Below are 23,501 nucleotides of genomic sequence, written 5' to 3'. Positions count from 1 at the left end.
GATGAAACAAAATAGTAAAATATTAATAGCTGCAGGTGGTACAGGAGGACATATTTTCCCAGCTTTATCAATTATAAATGAGATTAAGATGAACGACTTTATAGTTATAACTGATCAAAGGGGAGAAAATTATTTTAATAATTTTTTTAGTAATAAAAATATAAATCATAAAATATTTGTCCATAAAGTTTCTAGCCCAAGTAATGAATTATTTATAGTTAAATTAAGATCAATATATCAATTATTAATTTCTCTTTTAAAAACAATTTTTTTAATTTTATTAAATAAACCACAAGTAATTGTTGGGTTTGGTGGGTATCCATCAGTAGCTCCAGTTATAGCCGCTAAATTGCTTAAAATTCCTTCCATAATACATGAACAAAATGCAATTATTGGTAGAGCTAACAAATTACTAGGTAAGATATCAAACCTTTTAGCCTTATCTTTTTTTGAAACCAAAAATACTGAAAATAATCATAATCTGATTTATACCGGAAACCCAACTAGGAAAGAACATTGTCTTAGACAATTAAGTTATTCTGCTCCAAATAAAACGCAAAAGTTTGAAATCTTAATCGTTGGAGGAAGTCTTGGCGCTAATTTCTTCTCAGAGCAAGTAACAGCAATTATATGTTCTCTTCCAAGAGAATTAAGAGAAAATATATATATAACACAACAAGTTGGTAAAAATGACATTAGTAAAGTCAAACGTATATATAACAACCACCAGATAGAGTTTTTTATAGAAAGTTTTTTTGATAATATTTTTGAAAAATTTAAAAAAGCACATCTTATAATTACCCGCTCAGGAGGATCTAGTGTCGCTGAGATTTTAACTTCACGTAGACCTGTAATATTTATTCCTTTGCCAACTTCTTTTGATAACCACCAATTAGAAAATACTAAATTAATTACAAACATAGGTGGCGGTTGGGTGTTAGATCAAAATAACGAAGTAGTTAAAACTTTAAAAAAATTATTAGAAAACCTTATCAAGAATCCAAAAAAGCTTGTTATTGCAAGTAATCAGATAAAAAAATTATCTAAGGATCTTGAAGTAAAACGTAAAAATAAATCCGCTACAGAATTTTTTTCTGATGTCTTAATTGACCTTATTAAAACTAACCATAAGAAGATTTCAAAACCATGCTAAAACGTCCAGAAAATTTAGGTGTTATTCACTTCATTGGAATTGGAGGAATAGGTATGAGTGGAATAGCTGAGGTTCTAGTCCAATCAGGATATTTAGTCCAAGGAAGTGATATAAAAGCAAGTAATAATACTAAGAGATTAGAAAAACTTGGGATTGAAGTTTTTATTGGTCAGAGAAAATCAAATATATTAAATGCTAAAATAATTGTTGTTTCAACAGCTATATCTAAAAACAATATTGAGCTTGAAGAAGCAAAGAAAATTTTTCTTCCAATTGTTCATCGAGCTGAAATGTTAGGCGAGTTGATGCGTTTAAAGCAATCAATAGCAATAGCCGGAACACACGGAAAAACTACTACTACTTCATTGATAGCTAAGATGATTGAAGAAAATGGAATGGATCCTACAATTATAAATGGAGGAATAATTTCATCTTTAGATTCAAACGCAAGAATGGGGAAGGGTGATTGGATGGTTGTAGAGGCTGATGAAAGCGATGGAAGCTTCACAAAACTAAACCCTACGGCAGCAGTCATAACGAATATAGATTTAGAGCATCTTGATTTTCATAAAAATGAAAAAAATCTGGAGCTGGCCTTTTTTAACTTTTTATCTTCAATACCCTTTTATGGATTCATCTGTTTATGTACTGATCACCCTCGAGTACAAAAATTAATCTCAAAACTAGAAGATAAGAAAGTAATTACTTATGGTTTGTCTGCTAACGCAGACGTAAGAGCCACTAATATTATTTATAATAATAATAAGATGAATTTTACTTTAAGTATATCAAATCGAAGAAAACTTGAAATTAGCTCCTATGAAATAGAGTTTTCTATGATAGGCATTCATAATATTCAAAATGCTTTAGCTACTATTGCAACTGGGATCGAGTTGAAAATTCCTATTGAGAAAATTAAAAACACCCTAAAAACATTTACAGGCGTGCAAAGACGCTTTCAAAATGTAGGAAATTTCAAAAATACCACTATTATAGATGATTATGGCCATCATCCAGTTGAGATAAATGCTGCACTGGCTGCCGCTAGATTACTTACTCCTAAAAGCAAAATTATAAGTGTTTTTCAACCACACCGTTATAGCAGAATAAAAGATCTTTTTAATGATTTTTGTAGTTGCTTTAATGATGCAGATTACGTGTTTCTTTTAGATGTATACCCTGCGGGTGAGGAACCTTTAAAGGGGTTTGAAAGTAATGATTTAAAAAATGGGCTTTTAAAATACGGGCATAAAAATGTGTTATATATAGAAAGTAAAAAAGCTTTGATAAAAGAAACGCTAAAAATCATAAGTCCACACGATATTATTATATGTCTAGGAGCGGGCTCAATAACTAAAATTGCTAATACTTTAGAAAAAGAGCTTCATAATGGATCTTGACACATTTAAAAATAGATTTCTTAACAAAATTCAATTTGACTATGAATTAGCACAATTTACTTGGTTTGGGGTTGGAGGCAAGGCAGAAATATTGTTCATAGTAGAAGATTTGATATCCTTAAGTGATTTTTTAAAAAACAAGCCTAATGAATTAGATATATTAATTATAGGTGCAGGATCAAATCTTTTAATTAGAGACAAAGGTTTTAAAGGAATTGTTCTACTAACCAAAAAATTAAATAAAATTAATATTGATAAAAATCATATAATCACCGCTGAAGCTGGAGCAACAGACGCAGAGGTAGCTCGTTTCGCAAGAAATAATCTTAGAGGCGGCCTTGAGTTCTTGTTAGGCATTCCTGGAACAATAGGAGGTGGTGTAAAGATGAATTCAGGAGCATTTGGCTCTGAATTTAAAGATGTCTTAATAGATGTGAAGGCAATAAATCATTTAGGTCAATTTAAAACTTTTACCAATAAAGAGTTAGGGATGAAATATAGAGGCCTTGAAATAAGTGAAGAGTGGATTTTTTGTTCGGCAAGATTAAAGAGCTTTAAAGATGAAAAAATCAATATAGAAAACAAAATGAAAAAAATTATAGCTTTAAGAAAAGAAGCACAGCCAACTGGTGTAAAAACTGGTGGCAGTACTTTCAAAAATCCCATTGGAAACAAAGCATGGAAGTTAATAGACAGAGCTGGATGCAGAGGTTTCAAAATTGGTGGTGCTATGATTTCTGAAAAGCATTGTAATTTCATAATTAACTCAAAAAAATCAACTGCTAAAGATATCGAGGATTTAGGTGAGCATGTAAAATATAAAGTTAAAAAAGTTTGCGGGATAGAGTTGAATTGGGAAATTAAAAGAATTGGTACCAAATGAAAATAACTAAAAATACACATGTTATGTTATTAAAAGGCGGTTTTGGTTCAGAACGGGACGTTTCTTTAAGATCAGCCAAAGCATGTGCTGAGGCAATTAAAGAAAATGATTTAAGAGTAACTGAGGTTGATATTGGTTTAAATGGAATAAATAAATTAACTTCATTAAATGTAGATGTTTGTTTTAATGCCTTACATGGAAAGTTCGGAGAAGATGGAACAGTTCAGGGTTTTTTAAATTTAATTAAAATACCATATACTCATTCAGGTGTTACTGCATCAGCGATTGCAATGAACAAAATGCATTTTAAGCGGTTAATTACAAACGCAACTGAAAATTCTGAAGACCCTATCATCTTTCCTAAAACATTAAAAATTACTAAAGATAAATTTTATCACATAAGAGATTATGAAGGTCCATGTGTCATAAAGCCTATAAATGGTGGAAGTTCGGTTGATGTGACCATTATAAACAATAGTAAAATGGAACCTCTTAAAAAAAATCGAAATTATAATGAATTGATGGCAGAGGTGTTAGTTGGAACAAGAGAACTAACTGTAACTGTTTTAAAAGAAAGGCCTCTTTGTGTCACCGAGATAACTTCAAATAAAAAACAAGATTTCTACAATTATAAAGCAAAATATGATCAAAATGGTTCTTCTCATATAATTCCTGCATTAATACCTAAGACTATATTTGATAAGGCAATGTCGTGGGCTTTAAGAGCTCATCAAATTATTGGCTGCAAAGGGATTTCAAGAACAGATTTTAGGTATGATAGCAATCATAACAAATTATTCATGTTAGAACTAAATACGCAACCAGGTATGACTGAAACTTCACTAGCTCCTGAACAAGCAATGTTTTGTCAAATTACTATGAAACAAATGGTCAAAACATTAATTGAGGAGGCAACTTACGAATGCTAAATTCAATTATAAAAGGGAATAATGTCAACAAGCTAAATATTGACAGAGTTACAAATAAAAATACAGGGTCAAGCTATAGAATGTATTTTTTAACTATATTTATTATATCTTTATTATTAACAACTTTTTTAAACAATATTGACTTCGAAAAATACTCAAAATTATTAAATAATTTTTTAATAAAGAATGGCTTTACAATTAATAATATTCAAATTTTGGGGATAAAAAATATAACCAAAGAGACTATTATTAAAATTGTCAATAATGAAAAAAAATCCAATATCTTTAATGTTAATTTATTAAATATATACAACAACCTTAAAAACAACGACTGGGTTGAAGAACTGTATATTGAACGTGTTCTACCAAACACAATTAAAATAAACATCAAAGAAAAGGAAGTAATTGGTATATGGCAATATGAAATGAGTAATAAACTTATAACAAAAAATGGTGAAACAATATCTACTGCAAATATAAATAAATTTAAAATTGATCTACCAATAATTCATGGGAACCATGCCAATAAGAATGCAAACTCTATCCTTGAAATACTTGAAACAAATAAAGTTTTAGCAAAAAATATTTGGTCCTTGGATTATGTAAATAATAGGAGGTGGAACCTACATTTTAAACAAGGAATTATAGTTCTTCTACCTAGCAAAGGGGTTTTAAAAGCATGGAATGAAATCATAAAACTTCAAAAAAACTATGATGTTTTAAATTTGGGTCTTACAGAATTAGATTTAAGAAATCCAAATAAAATTCTAGGAAAAATTAGCGTCGACAAGGATTTAATTAACCATAGGAAAAACTTATGACGGTTTTAAGCCCAATAAAAAAATCTAAAAACATCCATACAGTGATTGACATTGGTAATAATAAAATTTCATGTCTTATTGGAACATCGGTGAACTCTAATGATATTCAAATAAAGGTTTTAGGCTTTGGACAACATGCATCTGCAGGTATTAGTAATGGCTTAGTTGTTAACATGAATCAAGTTGCAAACTCTATTGCTAGAGCTGTTGAGGATGCTGAAAATATGGCAGGGTTTCCAATTAAAAATGTTGTTTGTAGTCTTGCTGGTGGAAGGCCAATAACAAAAGTTATCCGTAATAAATTGAAAATTAACAATGGAAAAATAATTAAAAATGATTTAGCTAAAATTTTAAAAATTAATAATTCAGAACAAATAAGTAATTATAAACTATTATCATCAACTCCTATCAGATTTTTCATAGACAATAATATTTATGTTGAAAACCCTATTGGAATGAATTCTGATAATTTAATTGCAGATATTTCTTATACTTACGGAGATAAAGCAATTATGAAAAATATAGTTTCAGCTGTAGAGTTATGCCACCTCTCGGTAGAAAAATTTATAATTAGTCCACAAGCATCTGGTGCCTCTATAATGGTTAAGGATGAACGTAAAAATGGGGCTATAATTATTGATCTAGGAGAAGATATAACAAGTATTGGTGTTTTTATTAATGATGAAATAATTTTCTCTGACTCTATTCCTGTTGGAGGAGTACACATAACTAGTGACATAGTTCGTGGGTTAGGTGCGAAATCAGAAGATGCAGAAAAAATAAAAATTCTTTATGGCTCTGCTATATCAAATGAAACTGACGAATTCACTAATATTGAAGTACCAATTATAGCTGATGATGGGAACATTCATAATCAACAATTACCCAAAGCAATGCTAACTGCGATAATCAAGCCACGTACAGAAGAGATTTTTGAGCTTGTTAAAAATAGATTAAATTATTTAAAAATTAAACCCAACCAAATCAATAAAATTATTTTATGTGGAGGTGGCGCAAATTTGAATAACATAAGAGAACTTGCTTCAATATATTTTACAACTAACGTCAGAATAGGAAGACCTATTGGCCTAATTGACGTGCCAGAAATTATACAATCACCAACCTTTGCTTGTTTGGCAGGGTTGCTGATTAAAAGTTTAGAAAAAGATAAAATTCCAAAATTAAATGAAATGAATAAAGGCTTTTTTAATTATTTCGGGAAAATAGGTCATTGGTTTGATGAAAATTTGTGAGCTAAAAATAATCTTAATTCAACAACTAAGGAGAATACAATGTCACTTAATATAACAATTCCAGAAAATATAAATGATACTGAGCCAAAAATATCCGTTATTGGCATTGGAGGAGCTGGTGGAAACGCAGTTAACACAATGATCAATGCAAATGTAGAAAATATAGAATTTATTGTTGCAAACACAGACGGACAAGCTTTATCTAGAAGCCTTACTAAAAGACAAATACAGTTAGGTAAAAATTTAACTTTAGGACTTGGAGCCGGATCTGACTCTGAAATAGGTAGAAAATCAGCTGAAGAGTCAATTGAAGAAATTTTGTCCGAATTAGCTGATGTAAATATGTTATTTATTACAACTGGAATGGGTGGCGGTACAGGTTCTGGTGCAGCACCTGTAATTGCTAAAGCAGCAAAAGATCGTGGAATATTGACTGTAGCAGTTGTAACAAAGCCATTTGATTTTGAAGGGAAGAAAAGGATGGATGTTGCAGAAAGTGGATTATCACTTTTAAAACAATGTGTTGACACCTTAATTGTTATTCCAAATCAAAATTTATTTAAAATTGCAAATGAAAAAACAACATTTGCTGAAGCTTTTAAAATGGCAGATGACGTTCTTTATCAAGGGGTGTGTGGTATCACTGATTTAATTACAAACCCAGGAATGATTAATCTTGATTTCGCTGACATTAAATCAATTATGGGAGACATGGGCAAAGCTATGATGGGAACAGGAGAAAGTTCTGGCGAAGAACGAGCAATAAACGCCGCACAAGCAGCGTTAAATAACCCTTTACTTGATGATAGTAATATCAAGGGTGCTCGTTCAATACTATTAAACATTAAAGGTGGGCCTGATATGGCTTTATTTGAAGTAGACGAAGCTGCAAGTAAAATTAGAAATGAAGTTGATGACAATGCGAATATCATATTTGGGTCATCTGTAGATGAAGCCCTTGAAGGAATAATAAAAATATCCATAGTTGCTACAGGAATGAGTGATACATTCCAAGAAAGAAAAAACGAAATAGATAAGCATAAAGATAATAGCAAACCTTCTCATTTAAATGATGTTTCACTTATAAACACATCTGATGAAATTAACATTGAAGGTGATAAAATACATTCACAAATTGAAACTGAAAGTGAAAAAACAGATCAAATAGATATTGAAAACGAAATAAACGCCATAGAAATTCAAAATCAATATGAACCAAGTCAATTAAGCAGTGATGAAATACTAAATAATACAGAAGATAATAATTTAAAAAATAAAGAAGAAAATTTAAATTCAATTCTAGAAACAATTTCTGATAAAAATGTCCTTCAAGATAGACCTAAAAATTTACTTAAGCGATTATCTACATTTTTTGTAGACGATAAAATAAGTGAAACACAAATACATCCAAAAATTAATTTGAAAAAGGAAATTTTAGAAAATAATGAAATACAAGTAGATGAAGATCAAATCCGAGAAACTATATCAAAGGACAGCGATCTTTTTAGTATTGAGAAACAAAGTGAATTTAAGGATCATCAAATAGATTTAATTGATATGGATCAACAAAATCAGGAGATAGATGAAGATGTATTAGAAATACCTGCATTTCTTAGGAGACAAGCAAATTAAAGATGATTGAAATATTTCGTAATTATATGTGATTTGTAATAGTGAAGTTTATTGCTATATTGCAATCATATGATTTAGGAAATATATATGAATTTTATTAATAATTCTAAAAATAATTTTGTAAAACAAAAAACTTTGAAAAATAATATAATATTTTCAGGTGTTGGTTTACATACTGGAAAAGCTGTTTCGATGTCCATCGAGCCATCAGAGCCAAACACCGGAATAGTTTTTGAAAGAACTGATCTTTATGAAAACAACATGATTGAAGCTATCATTGATAACGTAGATGAAACTTGTTTATGTACCAAGATTACTAATAAACATGGTGTGTCTGTATCAACAATAGAACACCTGATGGCTGCATTTCATGGGTTAGAAATTGACAATGTTAAAGTTAAAATCAACTCAGATGAATTACCAGCGTTGGATGGAAGTTCATATGTATATGTAAAAAAAATAATAGATTCAGGTGTAAAATTTCAATCCGTTAATAGGAAATGTATTAAAATTTTAAAAAGAATCAAATTCTGTTTAAATGATAGATATATTTCAGCAGAACCATCTAATGAACTATTATTAAATATTAATATAGATTATCCAAACACTATTATAGGTAATTCACATTTTACATACAACCACTCTCAGAGTAATTTTTTGGCACAGTTATCTGAAGCAAGAACTTTTACACTTCTTGAAGATGTAGAAAAAATGAGACTAAATGGTTACGCTATGGGTGGAAGTCTTAATAATGCAATTGTTGTAGACAAATACAAAATTTTAAACTCTGATGGGTTAAGATTTGAAAAAGAATTTGTTAAACATAAGGCACTCGATTGTATTGGAGATTTTTATTTATTTGGAATGCCTTTAATAGGAACAATTAATACTTTTGCACCAGGACATAAAATAAACCAGATGTTTGTTAAGGCAATATTAAGTAATAAAGAGAATTATAGTATTGAGGACTTAGAAATTAAATATTCTCATGATGAATATATTAATGCATTAAACTTCAATAATTTATCTCAAAAAGAAATTAATGTAGCATAATTTTAATATACAAATCCATTCACATATTATAGAAATACTTATATTACATCTTATTAGTTGAAAAAATATGTTTATATTAAAGAAAAAATACTTAATGCTTTTACAAGTATTTTTTTGTATTTTATTACTACCTAACTGTAGCAATAATAGTAAAACTGTTATCTTAAAAGAAACTAAAGATACACAAATATTTATCAAAGGGCAATCTTTCTTAAAAAGTAATGATTATAAAAAAGCTGCGATAGAATTTGATAAAATTTATTTGAATTACCCCTTCTCATCATTGGCTCCAAGGGCAGAAATAATGACAGCTTATTCATTATTTCAAGATAATCAAATAAATGAAGCTATACGAAAATTAGATGAATTTATTGAAATGAACCCTACTGGGGAACATACACAATATGCTCAATATCTCTTGGCAATGTCGTATTATATTCAAATTCCTGATGCAGGAAAAGATCCAATGTTATCAGAAAAAGCTTTAAAGTATTTTAAAATATTAATAACTAAATTCCCTAATAGCGTGTACGCTAAAGATGCAAAATTTAAAATTAACTATATAAATAATTCTTTGGCACAAAACGAATTGTTAATTGGTATGTTTTATTTAAAAAATAATTCACCAGCAAGTTCCATAAAAAGATTTCAAGCTATAATTAAAAATTATCAAACCACTTCAGTTATACCAGAAACTTTATATAGATTGTGTGAAGCCTTTTTAATGCTTGGATTAAAAGAAGAAGCGATTAAAAGCAGTTTATTACTTAGTTATAATTTCCCTGACAACGAATGGACAAACCTTAGCAAAAATATAATTAAGGACACTTCAGAATTAGATGAAAATGAAGGTTTTGTTAATTCAATTACTGATTACATAAAAAAAATTACTAACTAGATAAATATGCTACGAGAATTATTTGTTAAAAATATTGTACTAATTGAAAGTTTAAATGTTCATTTCAAAAATGGCTTGTCTGTTTTAACTGGTGAAACAGGCGCGGGAAAGTCAATTTTACTTGATTGTATTGGATTAATATTAGGCAACAGAGTTGATTTCAACCTTATTAGAAATAATGAAAATGTTGCTTCAGTAACTGCTATTTTTGAAATCTATGACAAACATCCCGTTGTTAATGTTTTGGAAAAATTTAGTGTTAATCATGAAACTGAATTAATAATAAGACGTGAAATCAATATTAATGGTAAATCAAAATGTATAATTAATGATGTTGTCATAACACGAAATGCCCTGATTGAAATAACTGATAATTTAATAGAAGTACAGGGTCAATTTGAAGATAGAGGCCTTTTAAATACCAAGACCCATTTATCGTTACTTGATGCTTTTGCTGATCACAATGATTTAATAGAAAATTCTAGAGAAGCTTATAATAGCATGATTAATATATTAAAATTAATTAATGAGGCAGAAGCTATAGCTAAGAAAAACAATGAAGACAATGATTGGCTAAAAGATTCTTATGATCAATTAGTCTTGTTAGACCCTAAATTTAAAGAGGAAGAAGAATTAGATAAAAATAAAAAATATTTAGCTAATCGTACAAAAATTAATACTGCAATGGCTTATATTAGAAATATAATTGAAAAGGAAACTGGATTAGAAGATTTGATTAATCAGGTAATCAAATCACTTGAATCGATGTACAAAATTGAAAATGAAAATATAAATTCTGCAATTGAAATTATTAATGGGACAAAGGCTGACATTGAAGAGTTAAAAAACATTGTGAATGGAGAGAGTTTAGAAACAACTCAAGGTATAGATAGGCTTGAACTTATTGAAGATCGGCTTCATGCACTTAGAACAGAAGCCAGGAAACATAATTGTACGGTTGATGATTTGATAACAATCCGTAATAAATTGAAAAATTCACTAAATGATATTAAAGATAATAATTTTAAAATCGAAGATCTTAAAAAAGAATATGATGATGCTAAAATGAAATTTGTTAAATTAAGCACATTACTCTCAGAAAGTAGAAAAAAGTATGCAACAATTCTTACTGAAAAAATAAATGACGAGTTGCCTCAACTAAAATTAGAAAATGCTCGCCTTTCAATAAATTTTGATAAAGTTTCCATTGACGATGCTTCAATATTAGGAATTGATAAAGTAACGTTTCTTGCGTCAACAAACTCTAATAATAACATGCTTCCAATAAACAAAATTGCGTCTGGAGGAGAGTTATCTAGATTTCTGTTAGCTATAAAAGTTGTACTAGAAGCAGCAATACATAATAGGACTATTATTTTTGATGAAATTGATTCTGGCATTGGTGGATCAGTTGCTAATGCAGTTGGAACAAGGTTAGCTAAATTAGGAGCATCTTATCAGGCTATGGTAGTAACTCATTCACCTCAAGTAACTTCCAAAGGGCATAATCATTATCTTGTTCAAAAAAACATGAATAACAATCAAACTTATACTAATATACTTGAATTAACCGAAAATGAGAAAATTGAAGAAATAGCACGGATGTTATCTGGCAGCAATATTACTAACGAAGCTAGAGAAGCTGCTTTCAAGCTTTTAGACAATAAATAAATGAATATTGAAATATTAAAGACTTTAGAAATTAAAAAGAAGGAAATTGATTATCATAACAAAAAATATCATTCACATGATAATCCAGAAATTACTGATTTCGAATTTGATCAACTGTGCAAAGAATATGACGACATAATAACAGCAAACCCTGAGTTTTATTTTTTGGAGAGATCTGAAGTAGGCTCTTATCCTTCAAATCAATTCGAAAAATACACTCATTATAAGCCCATGTCATCACTAAATAATGCTTTTTCGTTTAACGATGTAAGTGAATTTATTGATAAAATACACAAGTTTTTATCTTTGAGTAAGACTTTCAAATTAGACTTAATATGTGAACCCAAAATTGATGGATTATCAATTTCTCTTCTTTACCTTAACGGATCCTTGTTAAATGCAGTTACTCGGGGAGATGGTAATGTTGGAGAAATCGTCACTGAAAACATTAAAACTATAAAAGACATACCTATTAATTTAATTAAGCCTTTTCCAAAATTTATAGAAATTAGAGGTGAAATCTTTATGAAAAAAGCTGATTTTCATAAACTTAATAAATCACAGTTAGAAAATGGTAAAAAAATATTCGCTAATACGAGAAATGCGTCAGCTGGTTCAATTAGACAGAAAGATACTCGCATTACCAAAAACAGAAATTTAAATTTTTTTGCTTTTTCTATTGGGGAATATTCTAAAGATTTTCATTTTGAAACACAAAGTGATCTCTTAAAAAAATTTAATGAAATGGGGTTTCTTGTTAATAATGAAAATAAAATAGTTAACAATTTAAGCCAAATCAATAATTTCTATGAACGCATTCTATCTATTAGAGATAAATTAGATTATGAAATTGATGGCTTAGTTTATAAAGTAAACGATGTAAAACTTCAGACAAGACTAGGTTCCGTAACCAGAGCACCTAGGTGGGCTATTGCGCATAAACTACCTGCGGAAATAGTTGAAACAGTTATTTTAAACATAGAAACACAGGTGGGAAGAACAGGTGCTCTCACTCCTGTTGGAAAACTAAAACCTGTAAGAGTAGGTGGTGTTCTAGTCTCAAACGTATCTCTCCATAATGAAGACGAAATTTCTAGGAAAGATATAAGGATTGGCGATGCTATAAAGATCCAGAGGGCAGGTGATGTTATTCCTCAAGTTCTTGAGGTTGTTAAAGAAAAAAGACTAAACACTTCCAGAATATATTATCCACCTAAACATTGCCCATCATGTGGATCTATTACCGTCAAACCTACAAATGAAGCAGTTAGAAGATGCTTGGCTGGTGTCAATTGCCCTGCTCAAGCCATTGAAAAACTAAAACATTTTGTCTCTAAAAATGCATTTAATATTGAAGGACTTGGTGACAAGTTAGTAGAAACTCTTTTTAAAGATAAATATATAAATGATTTTGGAGATATTTTTCAGCTTTATAAATATAGAGATAAATTAGAAAAGAAAGAAGGATTAGGTAAAACTTCGATTGATAAATTGTTAAATGCTATAGAATACAAACAAAAAATTTCATTAGATAAATTTATATATGCTTTAGGAATTAGACAAATAGGTGAAACAAATGCCAAATTAATTGCCTTACGTTATAACTCATTTGACAATTTTTTGATGCATATGAAGAAAGCTACTAATAAGCAATCTGATTCCTTCCAAGAACTTGTTGCTATTGATCAAATAGGGGAAAATATAGCTAATGATTTGATACTATATATAAATACTCCGAAAAATTTAAACATAATAAATAAATTAATTGAATATATAATTGTCAAAGATATTTATCCTCATAAAAATAATTCTAAGTTTAGTGGTCAGGTAGTTGTTATAACTGGAACATTAAAAAATATGAGCAGAGATGAGGCCAAAAATACTCTTCAAAGTTTAGGTGCTAAGATTAGTAACTCTCTATCAAAAAATACTGATTATTTAATTTTAGGAGATCAACCTGGATCTAAAGCAAAAAAAGCCCTAGAACTTAATATAAAAATTATAAATGAAAATGAATGGTATGATTTAGTTAATAAATTAAACAATTAAATTGGTAATGTTTTAATTTTCAAGTAATCCAATAATTCTCTGTCATTAGGAGTTATTAAATTTGCTAACTCTCTATAAACTTTTTCATGATATAAATTAATCCAATTTATTTCATCTATAGTTAATATTTCTTTATTAATAAGCTCCAGCTCAAAAGGAACTCTTGTTAAATTTTCAAAACACAAAAAGTTTTCATTATTTTTAAGATGTTTTTTTGAAACAACTTCTAAATTTTCTATTCTAATTCCATATTCACCATTCTTGTAATATCCTGGCTCATTAGATATCACCATACCCTTCCTAATATCACATTTTGAGTGTTTTGATATAGATATGGGCCCCTCATGAACGCTTAGCAAACAACCTACTCCGTGGCCAGTCCCATGGGCATAATCTTTGCCTTCAGACCATAATGCCTTTCTTGCTAAAGTATCAATTTCTCTACCTTTGGTGTTTTTAGGAAATATTGCTGTGGCGATTGCTATATGTCCTTTCAAAACTAGAGTATAATTATTTATCATTTCCTCACTAACCTTACCAATTTTTATGGTACGCGTAGTGTCAGTAGTCCCTTCCAAATAATGAGCTCCTGAGTCAATCAAATATAATCCATCCTTATCTATTTTTTTGTCAGTAGATTTATCTGCTTTATAATGAATAATAGCCCCATTATCCTTAAAGGCTGATATTGTAGCAAAACTCTCACAAATAAATGTTTCTTCTAATGAACGTAATTCATATAATTTTTTAGAAACTGTAATTTCAGTTAAGTCTTGTGAACTCAAGTTTTTTTCAAGCCAAAAAAACAGCTTTAAGAAAGCTAAACCGTCTTTTAAATGAGATACCTTAAATCCGTTCAATTCATTTGAATTCTTAACAGACTTAAATTGTTCTATTGGGCAACTTATGGTATGAATATTTAATCCCATATTGAATATAAGGTACTTTATTTGAAGAGGTAAAAAAACTGGGTCTATTAAAAAATTCTTATTTTTTAGTTTCTTTAAAAAAGATGTAAGTTCATTAATCTGCAAAAGATGAATTTTACTATGATTTTTGGTGATTATTTCAAACGTTGAATTATCTGAGAAAATGAAAACTTCACCTTTACTTGATATAATACAAAAAGATCTTGAAACAGGTGTGTATTTAAGATCATGACATCTTATATTTAATAACCACGACAGGCCTGCAGGATTAAATAAAACATAATAATCACCGCAAATATTTGTTATTATTTTTTTAAGACGGTTTATTTTTGATAAAAAACTTTCTCCAGTTCTTTTTAATGGAAGTTGAAAAATAGATTTCTGAGTTTCAGTTGGTCTTTTTTTCCAGATTTCATCAATTAAGTTTTTTTTCGTAGCTTTTAAAATTAATGGTGTACTTTTTAGAATCTTACTGAGAGTTTTGTGTTTTATTGAAGTCAACAACCAAGGGTCAAAAGCTATTATTTTTAAATACTTTTCATTATCTTTTAGGAAATTGCCAATTTCATTTATGCCTCCGTTAAAGACATCAAAAAATTTAGTATCAACTTGTTTCTTTAATTGTAGTTGATATCGACCATCGCTAAAAATTGCTGATTTCAAATTTTTATTTGATACTATTATTGCAAACCCTGCTGATCCAGTGAAATTTGTAATGTATTTTAAACGCTCTTCACTTTTAGGAACTTCTTCTCCTGAAAACATATCCTCTCTAGGAACTAAGAGAGCATCATATTTTTTTTGTCTCATTTTATATATTAATAATTCTAATTCTCTACTCAACACCTAAACCTTACTGAAAAAATTAATACTTAATACTCATTATAACCGATCCCCACTCTTCTGAAATTATTTTCTTTTCTTCTATAAATCCAAAATTATTATATCGATTAATAACGTAAGGAATTTGTTGTTTTAAAAGTCCTGATAAGATTAAAAATGAATTAGGTTTGATGATCTTTTTAAACACAGGTGCTAGTTTAAACAGAGGCATAAATAAGATATTAGCGAAAATTAAATTATAGTAGTTATTTTTAATATATTTTGTTTCAAAGAAAGAATTGGTTAAATATACACCATTAACTTTTATATGATTAAGTTCTATATTTTTTTTAGATAACTTTACCGCATCTTCGTCTATATCAACAAAAATTACCTTACTTTTTTTAAATACTTTTTTAGAAGCAATACCTAAAATTCCTGTTCCACAACCATAATCTAGAATGTTCTTAGGTGAAAAACGTTGAGACAAATAATTAATAGCTTGCATGCAACATTTTGTAGTTGCATGAGAGCCTGTACCAAATGCAGTTGATGCATTTATCTTAATAGGTATCTTATAAACAGAGTAATTTTTTCTTATATGTGAACCATATATATAAAATCTTTCAATATTAATAACTGGGAAGGATTGTCTATTAATGTTAAGCCAATTTTTTTGGATAATTTTCTTGATACTAACTTTTTTAGCATTTATTTTTTTTTCCCAGGTTATATCGTCAGTATAATACTCATTTACACTTAATTGCCTAGCTAGATTGTTAAGTTTCATTTCTACTAAATTATTGTCTGGTTTTTTTTGAACCAATACTTCTAACGTCCAAAATTCATTTTGATGGAACTCACCTAAATTATTTATAATATTTATTGGTAATACATTTTTTGTATTCTTTTTTGTATTATTAAATAAACTAGATGATAAATAACCTTCTAAATCTTCAACATATTCAGAAAATAAGTTTTTAAACTGATTTTCTATTACAAAGCTTATTGACCATAAATCCATATCTTAGTCTATTTATTCAATTAATTTTACAAAATTGGAAATCACTCTCTTTTCACCAGCCTTATCAAAAAATATATTTAGCTTATCACCTTCTGACGAAATAACTTTTCCCATTCCAAATTTTTGATGAAACACTCTTTGTCCATTATCAAAAACAGCTGTAGATTTAAAAGCTTCATTCTGCGTTTTAGGTGCTCTATAAAGATCAATTCCATTTATTTTATTTTGTTTTGCTCTAAAATAACCTGGTCCATATGATATATTATTTCTAGAGTCGTCAAACTCAATTTGACTATAACTAGATGCATCAGCACCAAGGTTACCTTCAATATTTTCGTTTAAATTTTGTTTGGGAAGTTCACTTATAAACCTGGAAGGAATTGAACCTTGCCATAATCCATGAATTTGTCTATTAGCAGCAAATGTTATAAATAACCTTTTTCTTGCACGAGTAATACCCACATATGCCAATCTCCTTTCTTCCTCCAGTCCTGCTAGACCTAATTCATCTATAGATCTTTGACTAGGAAACAGTCCCTCTTCCCACCCTGGTAAAAAAACCACATCAAACTCAAGTCCTTTAGCTGCATGTAAAGTCATTAGAGACACTTCACCAGCTTCAGCTTGACTATCTCCATCCATTACAAGCGATATATGTTCTAGGAACCCTTGAAGATTTTCAAAGCCACTCATAGCATTAATTAGCTCTTTTAAATTTTCTAACCTTCCCTCACCTTCAATAGATTTATCATTCTGCCAATGAAAAAGGTATCCTGATTCCTCAAGCACCTTTAACGTCAAATCAGTGTGGCTAATTTCTTTGGAATCACGATTCCACTCAATAAACTGATTAATTAAGTCCCGCAGTGTTTTTTTTACATTTGGTCTTAATTCGTCTGTCATTAATAATTCTTCTGTCGCTAAGAAAAAAGATATATCTTTTTTTCTTGCATAAGAGTGAATCATACTTGTTGTACTAGTTCCTATGCCACGTTTAGGAACATTAATAATTCTCTCTAATGCTAAGTCATCATTGGGCTGTTGAACAACTCTTAGATATGCAAGAGCGTCCCTTATTTCTAATCGCTCATAAAACTTTGCACCTATAACTTTGTAAGGAATTCCTATATCAACAAATCTTTCTTCAAATTGCCTGGTTTGGTGACCTGCTCTTACTAGGACAGCCATTTGATCGTGCCTTAAACCATTTGAAAATAGATTTTCAATTTCAACACTTGTTTTCCTTGCTTCTTCTAATCCATCCCAAACAGATATTAAATCTATTTTTTCTCCTTGTTCTGAAGATGTTTTAAGATTTTTACCTAATCTTTCTTTATTATTAGAAATTACGCTATTAGCTGCCTCTAGAATTCTTCCTGTTGATCTATAATTTTCTTCAAGTTTAATAACAGTTGCCGACGGATAATCTTTTTCAAATTTTAAAATATTACCCACTTGGGCGCCTCGCCAACCGTATATAGATTGGTCGTCATCTCCAACACAACAAATATTCTTAGATTTTTCTGCAAGAAGTCTTAACCACAAATATTGTATCACATTGGTGTCTTGATACTCGTCAACTAAAAAATAGGATAACTTGGAATGATATTGCGTCAATACATCCGGATGATCTGAAAAAATATTTAAATTATATAATAATAAGTCTCCAAAATCAGCAGAATTAAGTGTTTTTAATCTTAATTGATAAGTTTTATATATGCTAATTGCTCTTCCATTAGCAAAATAGTCGTTACTAGAATTATCTACTTCTTCTGGTTTTTGACCTTTATCCTTCCAACCAGCAATTAAATTTGACATAGCTTTAGGCGTAAATTTTTTTGTATCTATGTCATAATCAAGCATTATTTGCTTTAGAAGCCTTACTTGGTCATCTGGAGTTATAATTGTATAGTTTGACGTTAACCCTACTAATTCTGCATTTTCTCTTAAAATTCTTGCTGCGATTGAATGAAAAGTACCTAACCAAACTGAATTAGCTGAAGGACCTATTAAATTCTCTAACCTTGTTCTCATCTCTTTAGCTGCTTTATTTGTAAAAGTAACTGCAAGTATATTCCAAGGTTTAGTTGTTTTACTGTATAACAAATTAGCAAGACGTGCTGTCAACACTCTTGTTTTCCCAGTTCCAGCACCAGATAAAACTAACAAAGGGCCTTGAAGAGTTTTAACAGCCTCTTTTTGAGGTTCGTTTAAATCAATAAAAGCTTTATGGTTTAAAAAATCATTCATTAGAGTAGAAGATATATTCTTTTTATTATTATAAATATTTAACCTTATACCTATCATATAGAATGTTTAACTTGTAGAAAATTAATAAATAAATAATATAAGTATTAAACCTTTTAGATTACTTAGTTGAACTATGATGAAAAACTTCAAATATATTTTAATTACCTTGTTTTTAGTCTCTCTTTCTTTGGGAGGCTGTTCAGGTAGTAAAAATGTTACAAAAGAATCAGATCCATTTGAAAACTTAAATAGGCATGTATTTGGGTTCAATAAATATTTAGACCAAAAATTAGTAAACCCTTTAAGTAAAGCTTATGTTAGAAATATTCCAAATGGTGCTAGAAAGAGTATTAGTAATCATTTAGATTGGATGGAACTTCCTGTTACTATTGCTAATAGTACTTTTCAATTTGACTTAGAAAATACAATTTTAGCGTCAGCTAAGTTTATGTTAAATGGTTTAACCCTTGGCTTTTATAATTTAGATAATGGTGAAACTGAAATATTACAAAAAGATTTTGGATCAACTTTAGCTAAATTAAATGTTCCAGAGGGACCTTTTTTAGTAGTGCCTTTTTTAGGGCCTAAAATGACAAGAGATTTTTCAGGTTATTTTGTAGATAGACAAAATATGACAAACGTTTCTTCTACTACTGTGAATGACATCAACTTAATTGAAATACCAATCAATGTAATTGATACAAGATCTAAACTATCCAGTGCCATTGATAAATTATATAATTCACCTGATCCATATACAAAGATGAAATCTTATTATATTCAAAATCGAAGAAAAAATGTGTATAACGAAAAGTACCATAATATTAAAAATAAAAACAAGGATGAAGAATTTGAGAAGCTTTTACAATAAATTTAAAATTAAAGATCTACTATACTTTGTTTTAATTTTACCAATCTCAATAACTTTAATTTCAAATGGTGCCTGTGCTGATAAACTAGAAAAAAGCAATACTATAATCCAAGAAATGATAAGTAAGGCTAAAGTTAACGCAATTGAAACACTCAAATTAGATCAAAATGAGAAATCGTTAAGAATTTCCTTGTTAATTAAAGAATATATTAATTTAAATTTTATGGCTAAGGCTACCACTGGTTCTTTCTGGAAAAAAGCAACAGTTCTTCAAAGGGAGAGATACAAAAATGCCCTACTCCAAGAAATAGTTAAAACTGTAGAAGATCACCTAAATACATTATCAACATTAAATTATATATCTACTGATTCTGAATTAAGGGGAAAAAAACTTATTTATGTAAGGGGCAGAATTGAGGACCCTAACAATAACAAACCTCCTGTTAATCTCCTTTGGAAACTTGCCTCAAACAATGAAGGAAATCTTCAGATTTTAGATTTAGAAATAGAGGGTATATCTTTAGTAAGTTCTCACAAAGCTGAAACAATGACTATTTTGAGAAAAAATAAAGGTGATTTTGAAGTACTACTTGATAAATATAATAAAAAGAAATAAATCACCTTGAAATTGGTTTATACTTTATCCTTTTAGGGTTTAATGCGTCATCACCTAATCTTCTCTTTTTTATCTTGTTCGTAATCTTGGTAGTTTCCTTCAAACCATTCCACATGACTTCCACCTTCAAACGCTAAGATATGAGTAGCGAGTTTATTTAAAAACCATCTATCATGTGAAATCACAACTACACATCCAGAAAAAGCAAGAATTGCTTCTTCTAAAGACCTTAATGTATCAACATCAAGATCATTAGTTGGTTCATCTAATAACAAAACGTTGCCAGGAGTTTTTAACATCTTAGCTAAATGAACTCTATTCCTTTCACCTCCAGACAAATGACTAACTATTTTTTGTTGATCCGAACCTTTGAAGTTAAATTGACTAACGTAAGCCCTACTTTGAATAGTTTTTTTCCCTATTTGAATTTCGTCTAATCCATCGCAAATAGACTCCCAAACGTTTTGCTCAGGTTTTAATAAATCTCTAGATTGATCTACATAATTTAGACTAACAGTTTCACCAATTATAATCTCTCCATTGTTAGGTATTTCTTCTTTAGTAATCATTCTAAACAATGTAGTTTTTCCAGCACCATTTGCGCCTATTACTCCAACAATTCCTCCTGGAGGTAGTTTAAAAGTTAAATTATCTATAAGTAATTTATCCTCAAAAGATTTAGATACATTATTAAAGTTAATAACTTCATTTCCTAATCTTGGGGCTGGAGGTATTACAAGATTATTTGTGTTAATTTCGTTCTTTTGTTCTTGTGCAACTAATTCTTCATATGAAGAAATACGAGCTTTTGACTTAGCTTGTCTCGCTCTTGGTGCTGATTTTATCCATTCTAGCTCTTCACTTAATTTTCGCTTTCTTGCTTCTTCAATTTTCCCTTCTAATTCAAGACGTTTCTGTTTTTGCTCTAACCATTGAGAATAATTTCCTTTGTAAGGGATACCTTCCCCACGATCTAATTCTAAAATCCACCCCGCAACTTCATCTAAAAAATATCTATCATGTGTAATGGTTATAACCGTACCTGGGAAATCGTGAAGGAACCTTTGAAGCCATGAAACTGAAAGAGCATCAAGATGGTTTGTTGGCTCATCCAATAAGAGAAAATCAGGGTTTGATAATAATAGTTTTGCTAGAGCTACTCGTCTTTTTTCTCCCCCAGACAAGTTCACTATTTTGGCCTCTCCAGGAGGCAAGCTTAAAGCATCCATTGCAATTTCAGCTTTCCGATCAAGGTCCCAAGCATCCATATTATCAATTTTTTCTTGGAGTTCACCTTGCTTAGATATAGTCTCATTCATCTCTTCATCAGTCAAATCTTCAGAAAATTTAAGTGATATTAAATTAAATTCATCTACTAGAATTTTAGCTTCAAACATGCCTTCCATAACGTTTTCATATACGTTTAAATTATTGTCTAATTCAGGCTCTTGTGCTAAATATCCAACTTTTATCCCATCTGCTAATTTTGCATCACCATTAAATTCATTATCAATACCCGCCATTATTTTTAGTAAAGTTGATTTACCTGCACCATTACCACCTAAAACGCCAATTTTTGCGCCCGGTAAAAAAGAAAGGCTTATGTCTTTTAATACTTGTTTCCCACCTGGGTAAACCTTACTCATTTTATACATAGAAAAAATATATTGTGGATTATTCATAGGTTTGCCTCTTAAAGATGGAATTCTATAATTAACATAAAAAACAATTTAAAAAAAATTTTATCTAAAATTAATTATCTTTTTTCCTTTTTTCTATAAATTTGTATAATGCATACATGGATAATACTTTCCCTATCTGGCTTATTGTTTTTGATTATATATTAGCATTAATAATGTTAATTTTAATTTTAAAATTTGTATTAAATATTTTTACGAATGAAGTCAGTAATGCCATTGTATTTCGTTTTTTTAACAAATTAACAAAACCAATTATCAACCTTTCAACAAAGCTAACACCAGAATTTATTGTCAAACCAATTGTACCTTTGTATCTTGCCTGGCTTGTTTTAATGGTTAGAATTTATTTACTTCCACTATTAGTTGGACATACGTACCTTGGAAAATTTGCTTTTTTATTTGAAAAAGATTTAATTACACTTATTAATTCTTCAATCCTTAACATAGCTTTATACTTAAATTATGGGATTTAAGTTTTTATAAATTGATTACTTAATCTTTTAATTAATTCATCAATTTGACTTTTTTGAGTTTCAAATGAAGTTACAAACCTTATAACTAATTCATCATCATTAACTTTAGACCATAAATTAGGAATTATTTTTAATTTTAAAATTTGATCATAAGTTTTGTTTTCAATTTTCAAAAAAACTTCATTCCCCTCTGTTGGATATAAGAGTTTAAAATCTCTAAACAAACTCAATTGATCACTTAAGTATTTAGCATTATTATTAGCTGATTTTGCTAACTTAATCCATAATCCGTCTTTGAACCATGCATTTAATTGAGCAGAAATAAATCTAGTTTTAGATATGACGTGTCCTGTCTGCTTAATTTTATTTTTAGCTTCAAAAGCTAATTTATTGTTGAAAAAAATTATAACTTCAGCGGCCATAGCTCCATTTTTGGTTGCACCCAAGGATAAACAATCAACTCCTAGTTTCCATGTTGCTTCAGCTGGTGATATGTTTTGAGAAACAAGAGCATTAGCAAATCTGGCACCATCCATATGTAAAAACATATTGTGATTTTTACATATTTTACTAATTTCTAAAATTTCTTTTTTTTTATAAATCGTTCCATTTTCAGCTAATTGCGTAATCGAAACTCCTGATATATTAGCAGTATTCTTTTTTTTAAAACTCATATTATCAATTTTAGTTTTTAATGTTTTTGGTTTCAATTTTCCTAAATTATCACAAATACTTATTAATTTACCACCTCCAGAGAAAAACTCAGGGGCTCCGCCTTCATCGTTATTAATATGAGCCTCATCATGACAAATAATACTACCGTAAGACTGTAAAAAAGATGATAAAGCGAGTGAGTTAGACGCAGTACCTGACATCATTGGTATTATCTCTAAATTTTCTTTTTCAAAAATTTTACAAATAATTTCTCTACATTCTTTTGTATAAATATCGTTACCATAAGGTAATGTTTTTACCCTACTTGCTGATATTATAGAGTCCAGTATTTCTGGAGCAACACCTGAGATAGTATCAGTACCCATCAAAATGGGTTTATCATTCATGAGAAAGTATTTC

At 29.3% G+C, this 23,501-nt stretch carries 18 protein-coding genes and 1 pseudogene; 14 read left to right on the top strand and 5 right to left on the bottom strand.

Annotated features, from left to right (window positions below; genetic code table 11):
- Position 1 precedes the first annotated feature (1 nt).
- The 11 genes from ABXT66_RS02250 (at position 2) to ligA (ending at position 13,742) form a co-directional block, all read left to right on the top strand.
- Positions 2–1,153, top strand: a complete 1,152-nt coding sequence (locus ABXT66_RS02250) for a UDP-N-acetylglucosamine--N-acetylmuramyl-(pentapeptide) pyrophosphoryl-undecaprenol N-acetylglucosamine transferase (RefSeq protein WP_443644043.1) — start codon at positions 2–4, stop codon at positions 1,151–1,153.
- A complete protein-coding gene (murC, locus tag ABXT66_RS02245; RefSeq protein WP_443644042.1) occupies positions 1,147–2,553 on the top strand; it encodes a UDP-N-acetylmuramate--L-alanine ligase in 1,407 nt (468 codons plus the stop codon). Before ABXT66_RS02250 ends, murC begins: the two co-directional genes overlap by 7 nt.
- The gene (gene murB, locus ABXT66_RS02240; protein WP_443644041.1) at positions 2,543–3,436 is read left to right on the top strand and encodes a UDP-N-acetylmuramate dehydrogenase; all 894 of its coding nucleotides are present in this window, start codon (positions 2,543–2,545) and stop codon (positions 3,434–3,436) included. The genes murC and murB overlap by 11 nt, the downstream gene beginning before the upstream one ends.
- Positions 3,433–4,365, top strand: a complete 933-nt coding sequence (locus ABXT66_RS02235; RefSeq protein WP_443644040.1) for a D-alanine--D-alanine ligase — start codon at positions 3,433–3,435, stop codon at positions 4,363–4,365. The genes murB and ABXT66_RS02235 overlap by 4 nt, the downstream gene beginning before the upstream one ends.
- On the top strand, positions 4,359–5,186 hold the full coding sequence (locus ABXT66_RS02230) for a cell division protein FtsQ/DivIB (protein ID WP_443644039.1): 828 nt from the start codon (positions 4,359–4,361) through the stop codon (positions 5,184–5,186). The genes ABXT66_RS02235 and ABXT66_RS02230 overlap by 7 nt, the downstream gene beginning before the upstream one ends.
- Positions 5,183–6,439, top strand: a complete 1,257-nt coding sequence (gene ftsA, locus ABXT66_RS02225; protein WP_443644038.1) for a cell division protein FtsA — start codon at positions 5,183–5,185, stop codon at positions 6,437–6,439. The genes ABXT66_RS02230 and ftsA overlap by 4 nt, the downstream gene beginning before the upstream one ends.
- Before the next feature lie 39 nt (positions 6,440–6,478).
- On the top strand, positions 6,479–8,071 hold the full coding sequence (gene ftsZ, locus ABXT66_RS02220; RefSeq protein WP_443644037.1) for a cell division protein FtsZ: 1,593 nt from the start codon (positions 6,479–6,481) through the stop codon (positions 8,069–8,071).
- 87 nt (positions 8,072–8,158) lie between these two features.
- Entirely contained in the window at positions 8,159–9,124 is a 966-nt protein-coding gene (gene lpxC / locus ABXT66_RS02215; protein ID WP_443644036.1) for a UDP-3-O-acyl-N-acetylglucosamine deacetylase, read from the top strand.
- 94 nt (positions 9,125–9,218) lie between these two features.
- Positions 9,219–10,022, top strand: coding sequence for an outer membrane protein assembly factor BamD (locus ABXT66_RS02210; RefSeq protein WP_443644035.1), 804 nt, complete (start codon positions 9,219–9,221; stop codon positions 10,020–10,022).
- A 6-nt stretch (positions 10,023–10,028) separates the two neighbouring features.
- Positions 10,029–11,693, top strand: a complete 1,665-nt coding sequence (gene recN / locus ABXT66_RS02205) for a DNA repair protein RecN (protein WP_443644034.1) — start codon at positions 10,029–10,031, stop codon at positions 11,691–11,693.
- Complete coding sequence (gene ligA / locus ABXT66_RS02200; RefSeq protein WP_443644033.1) at positions 11,694–13,742, top strand: NAD-dependent DNA ligase LigA; 2,049 nt, start codon at positions 11,694–11,696, stop codon at positions 13,740–13,742.
- Here the strand turns inward: ligA and ABXT66_RS02195 are convergent.
- From ABXT66_RS02195 to ABXT66_RS02185, 3 genes are read right to left on the bottom strand one after another with little or no spacing between them, the layout of a single operon-like run.
- The gene (locus ABXT66_RS02195) at positions 13,739–15,517 is read right to left on the bottom strand and encodes a M24 family metallopeptidase (RefSeq protein WP_443644032.1); all 1,779 of its coding nucleotides are present in this window, start codon (positions 15,515–15,517) and stop codon (positions 13,739–13,741) included. The genes ligA and ABXT66_RS02195 overlap by 4 nt on opposite strands.
- A 19-nt stretch (positions 15,518–15,536) precedes the next feature.
- Positions 15,537–16,517 carry a 50S ribosomal protein L11 methyltransferase gene (locus tag ABXT66_RS02190; protein ID WP_443644031.1) on the bottom strand — a complete coding sequence of 327 codons (981 nt, stop codon included), beginning with the start codon at positions 16,515–16,517 and terminating at the stop codon, positions 15,537–15,539.
- 12 nt (positions 16,518–16,529) lie between these two features.
- The gene (locus tag ABXT66_RS02185) at positions 16,530–18,767 is read right to left on the bottom strand and encodes an ATP-dependent helicase (RefSeq protein WP_443644030.1); all 2,238 of its coding nucleotides are present in this window, start codon (positions 18,765–18,767) and stop codon (positions 16,530–16,532) included.
- Between the two features lie 136 nt (positions 18,768–18,903).
- Here ABXT66_RS02185 and ABXT66_RS02180 point away from each other — a divergent pair, with 136 nt between their 5' ends.
- Positions 18,904–19,638: an MlaA family lipoprotein gene (locus tag ABXT66_RS02180; RefSeq protein WP_443644029.1), complete on the top strand. Its 735-nt coding sequence runs from the start codon at positions 18,904–18,906 to the stop codon at positions 19,636–19,638.
- Positions 19,610–20,254, top strand: a complete 645-nt coding sequence (locus tag ABXT66_RS02175) for an ABC transporter substrate-binding protein (protein ID WP_443644028.1) — start codon at positions 19,610–19,612, stop codon at positions 20,252–20,254. Before ABXT66_RS02180 ends, ABXT66_RS02175 begins: the two co-directional genes overlap by 29 nt.
- 1 nt (position 20,255) lies before the next feature.
- Here ABXT66_RS02175 and ettA read toward each other — a convergent pair.
- A pseudogene (gene ettA / locus ABXT66_RS02170) lies at positions 20,256–21,936 on the bottom strand (energy-dependent translational throttle protein EttA).
- Between the two features lie 173 nt (positions 21,937–22,109).
- Between ettA and ABXT66_RS02165 the strand changes: the two are divergent.
- Complete coding sequence (locus tag ABXT66_RS02165; protein ID WP_443644027.1) at positions 22,110–22,427, top strand: hypothetical protein; 318 nt, start codon at positions 22,110–22,112, stop codon at positions 22,425–22,427.
- Here the strand turns inward: ABXT66_RS02165 and ABXT66_RS02160 are convergent.
- Complete coding sequence (locus ABXT66_RS02160) at positions 22,424–23,488, bottom strand: threonine aldolase family protein (protein WP_443644026.1); 1,065 nt, start codon at positions 23,486–23,488, stop codon at positions 22,424–22,426. The two genes, ABXT66_RS02165 and ABXT66_RS02160, sit on opposite strands and share 4 nt — an antisense overlap.
- Between the last annotated feature and the right edge of the window lie 13 nt (positions 23,489–23,501).

The sequence above is a fragment of the Candidatus Levibacter sp. Uisw_134_01 genome (assembly GCF_047717795.1).
Classification (GTDB): domain Bacteria; phylum Pseudomonadota; class Alphaproteobacteria; order Puniceispirillales; family Marisalimonadaceae; genus Marisalimonas.
This window is presented reverse-complemented; position numbering and strand designations above follow the sequence as displayed.

Excerpts from the sequence above, each read along its gene's own strand:
- ABXT66_RS02250 (WP_443644043.1), top strand. The coding sequence starts at position 2 with ATGAAACAAAATAGTAAAATATTAATAGCTGCAGGTGGTACAGGAGGA.
- murC (WP_443644042.1), top strand. The coding sequence starts at position 1,147 with ATGCTAAAACGTCCAGAAAATTTAGGTGTTATTCACTTCATTGGAATT.
- murB (WP_443644041.1), top strand. The coding sequence starts at position 2,543 with ATGGATCTTGACACATTTAAAAATAGATTTCTTAACAAAATTCAATTT.
- ABXT66_RS02235 (WP_443644040.1), top strand. The coding sequence starts at position 3,433 with ATGAAAATAACTAAAAATACACATGTTATGTTATTAAAAGGCGGTTTT.
- ABXT66_RS02230 (WP_443644039.1), top strand. The coding sequence starts at position 4,359 with ATGCTAAATTCAATTATAAAAGGGAATAATGTCAACAAGCTAAATATT.
- ftsA (WP_443644038.1), top strand. The coding sequence starts at position 5,183 with ATGACGGTTTTAAGCCCAATAAAAAAATCTAAAAACATCCATACAGTG.
- ftsZ (WP_443644037.1), top strand. The coding sequence starts at position 6,479 with ATGTCACTTAATATAACAATTCCAGAAAATATAAATGATACTGAGCCA.
- lpxC (WP_443644036.1), top strand. The coding sequence starts at position 8,159 with ATGAATTTTATTAATAATTCTAAAAATAATTTTGTAAAACAAAAAACT.
- ABXT66_RS02210 (WP_443644035.1), top strand. The coding sequence starts at position 9,219 with ATGCTTTTACAAGTATTTTTTTGTATTTTATTACTACCTAACTGTAGC.
- recN (WP_443644034.1), top strand. The coding sequence starts at position 10,029 with ATGCTACGAGAATTATTTGTTAAAAATATTGTACTAATTGAAAGTTTA.
- ligA (WP_443644033.1), top strand. The coding sequence starts at position 11,694 with ATGAATATTGAAATATTAAAGACTTTAGAAATTAAAAAGAAGGAAATT.
- ABXT66_RS02190 (WP_443644031.1), bottom strand. The coding sequence starts at position 16,517 with ATGGATTTATGGTCAATAAGCTTTGTAATAGAAAATCAGTTTAAAAAC.
- ABXT66_RS02185 (WP_443644030.1), bottom strand. The coding sequence starts at position 18,767 with ATGAATGATTTTTTAAACCATAAAGCTTTTATTGATTTAAACGAACCT.
- ABXT66_RS02180 (WP_443644029.1), top strand. The coding sequence starts at position 18,904 with ATGAAAAACTTCAAATATATTTTAATTACCTTGTTTTTAGTCTCTCTT.
- ABXT66_RS02175 (WP_443644028.1), top strand. The coding sequence starts at position 19,610 with ATGAAGAATTTGAGAAGCTTTTACAATAAATTTAAAATTAAAGATCTA.
- ABXT66_RS02165 (WP_443644027.1), top strand. The coding sequence starts at position 22,110 with ATGTTAATTTTAATTTTAAAATTTGTATTAAATATTTTTACGAATGAA.
- ABXT66_RS02160 (WP_443644026.1), bottom strand. The coding sequence starts at position 23,488 with ATGAATGATAAACCCATTTTGATGGGTACTGATACTATCTCAGGTGTT.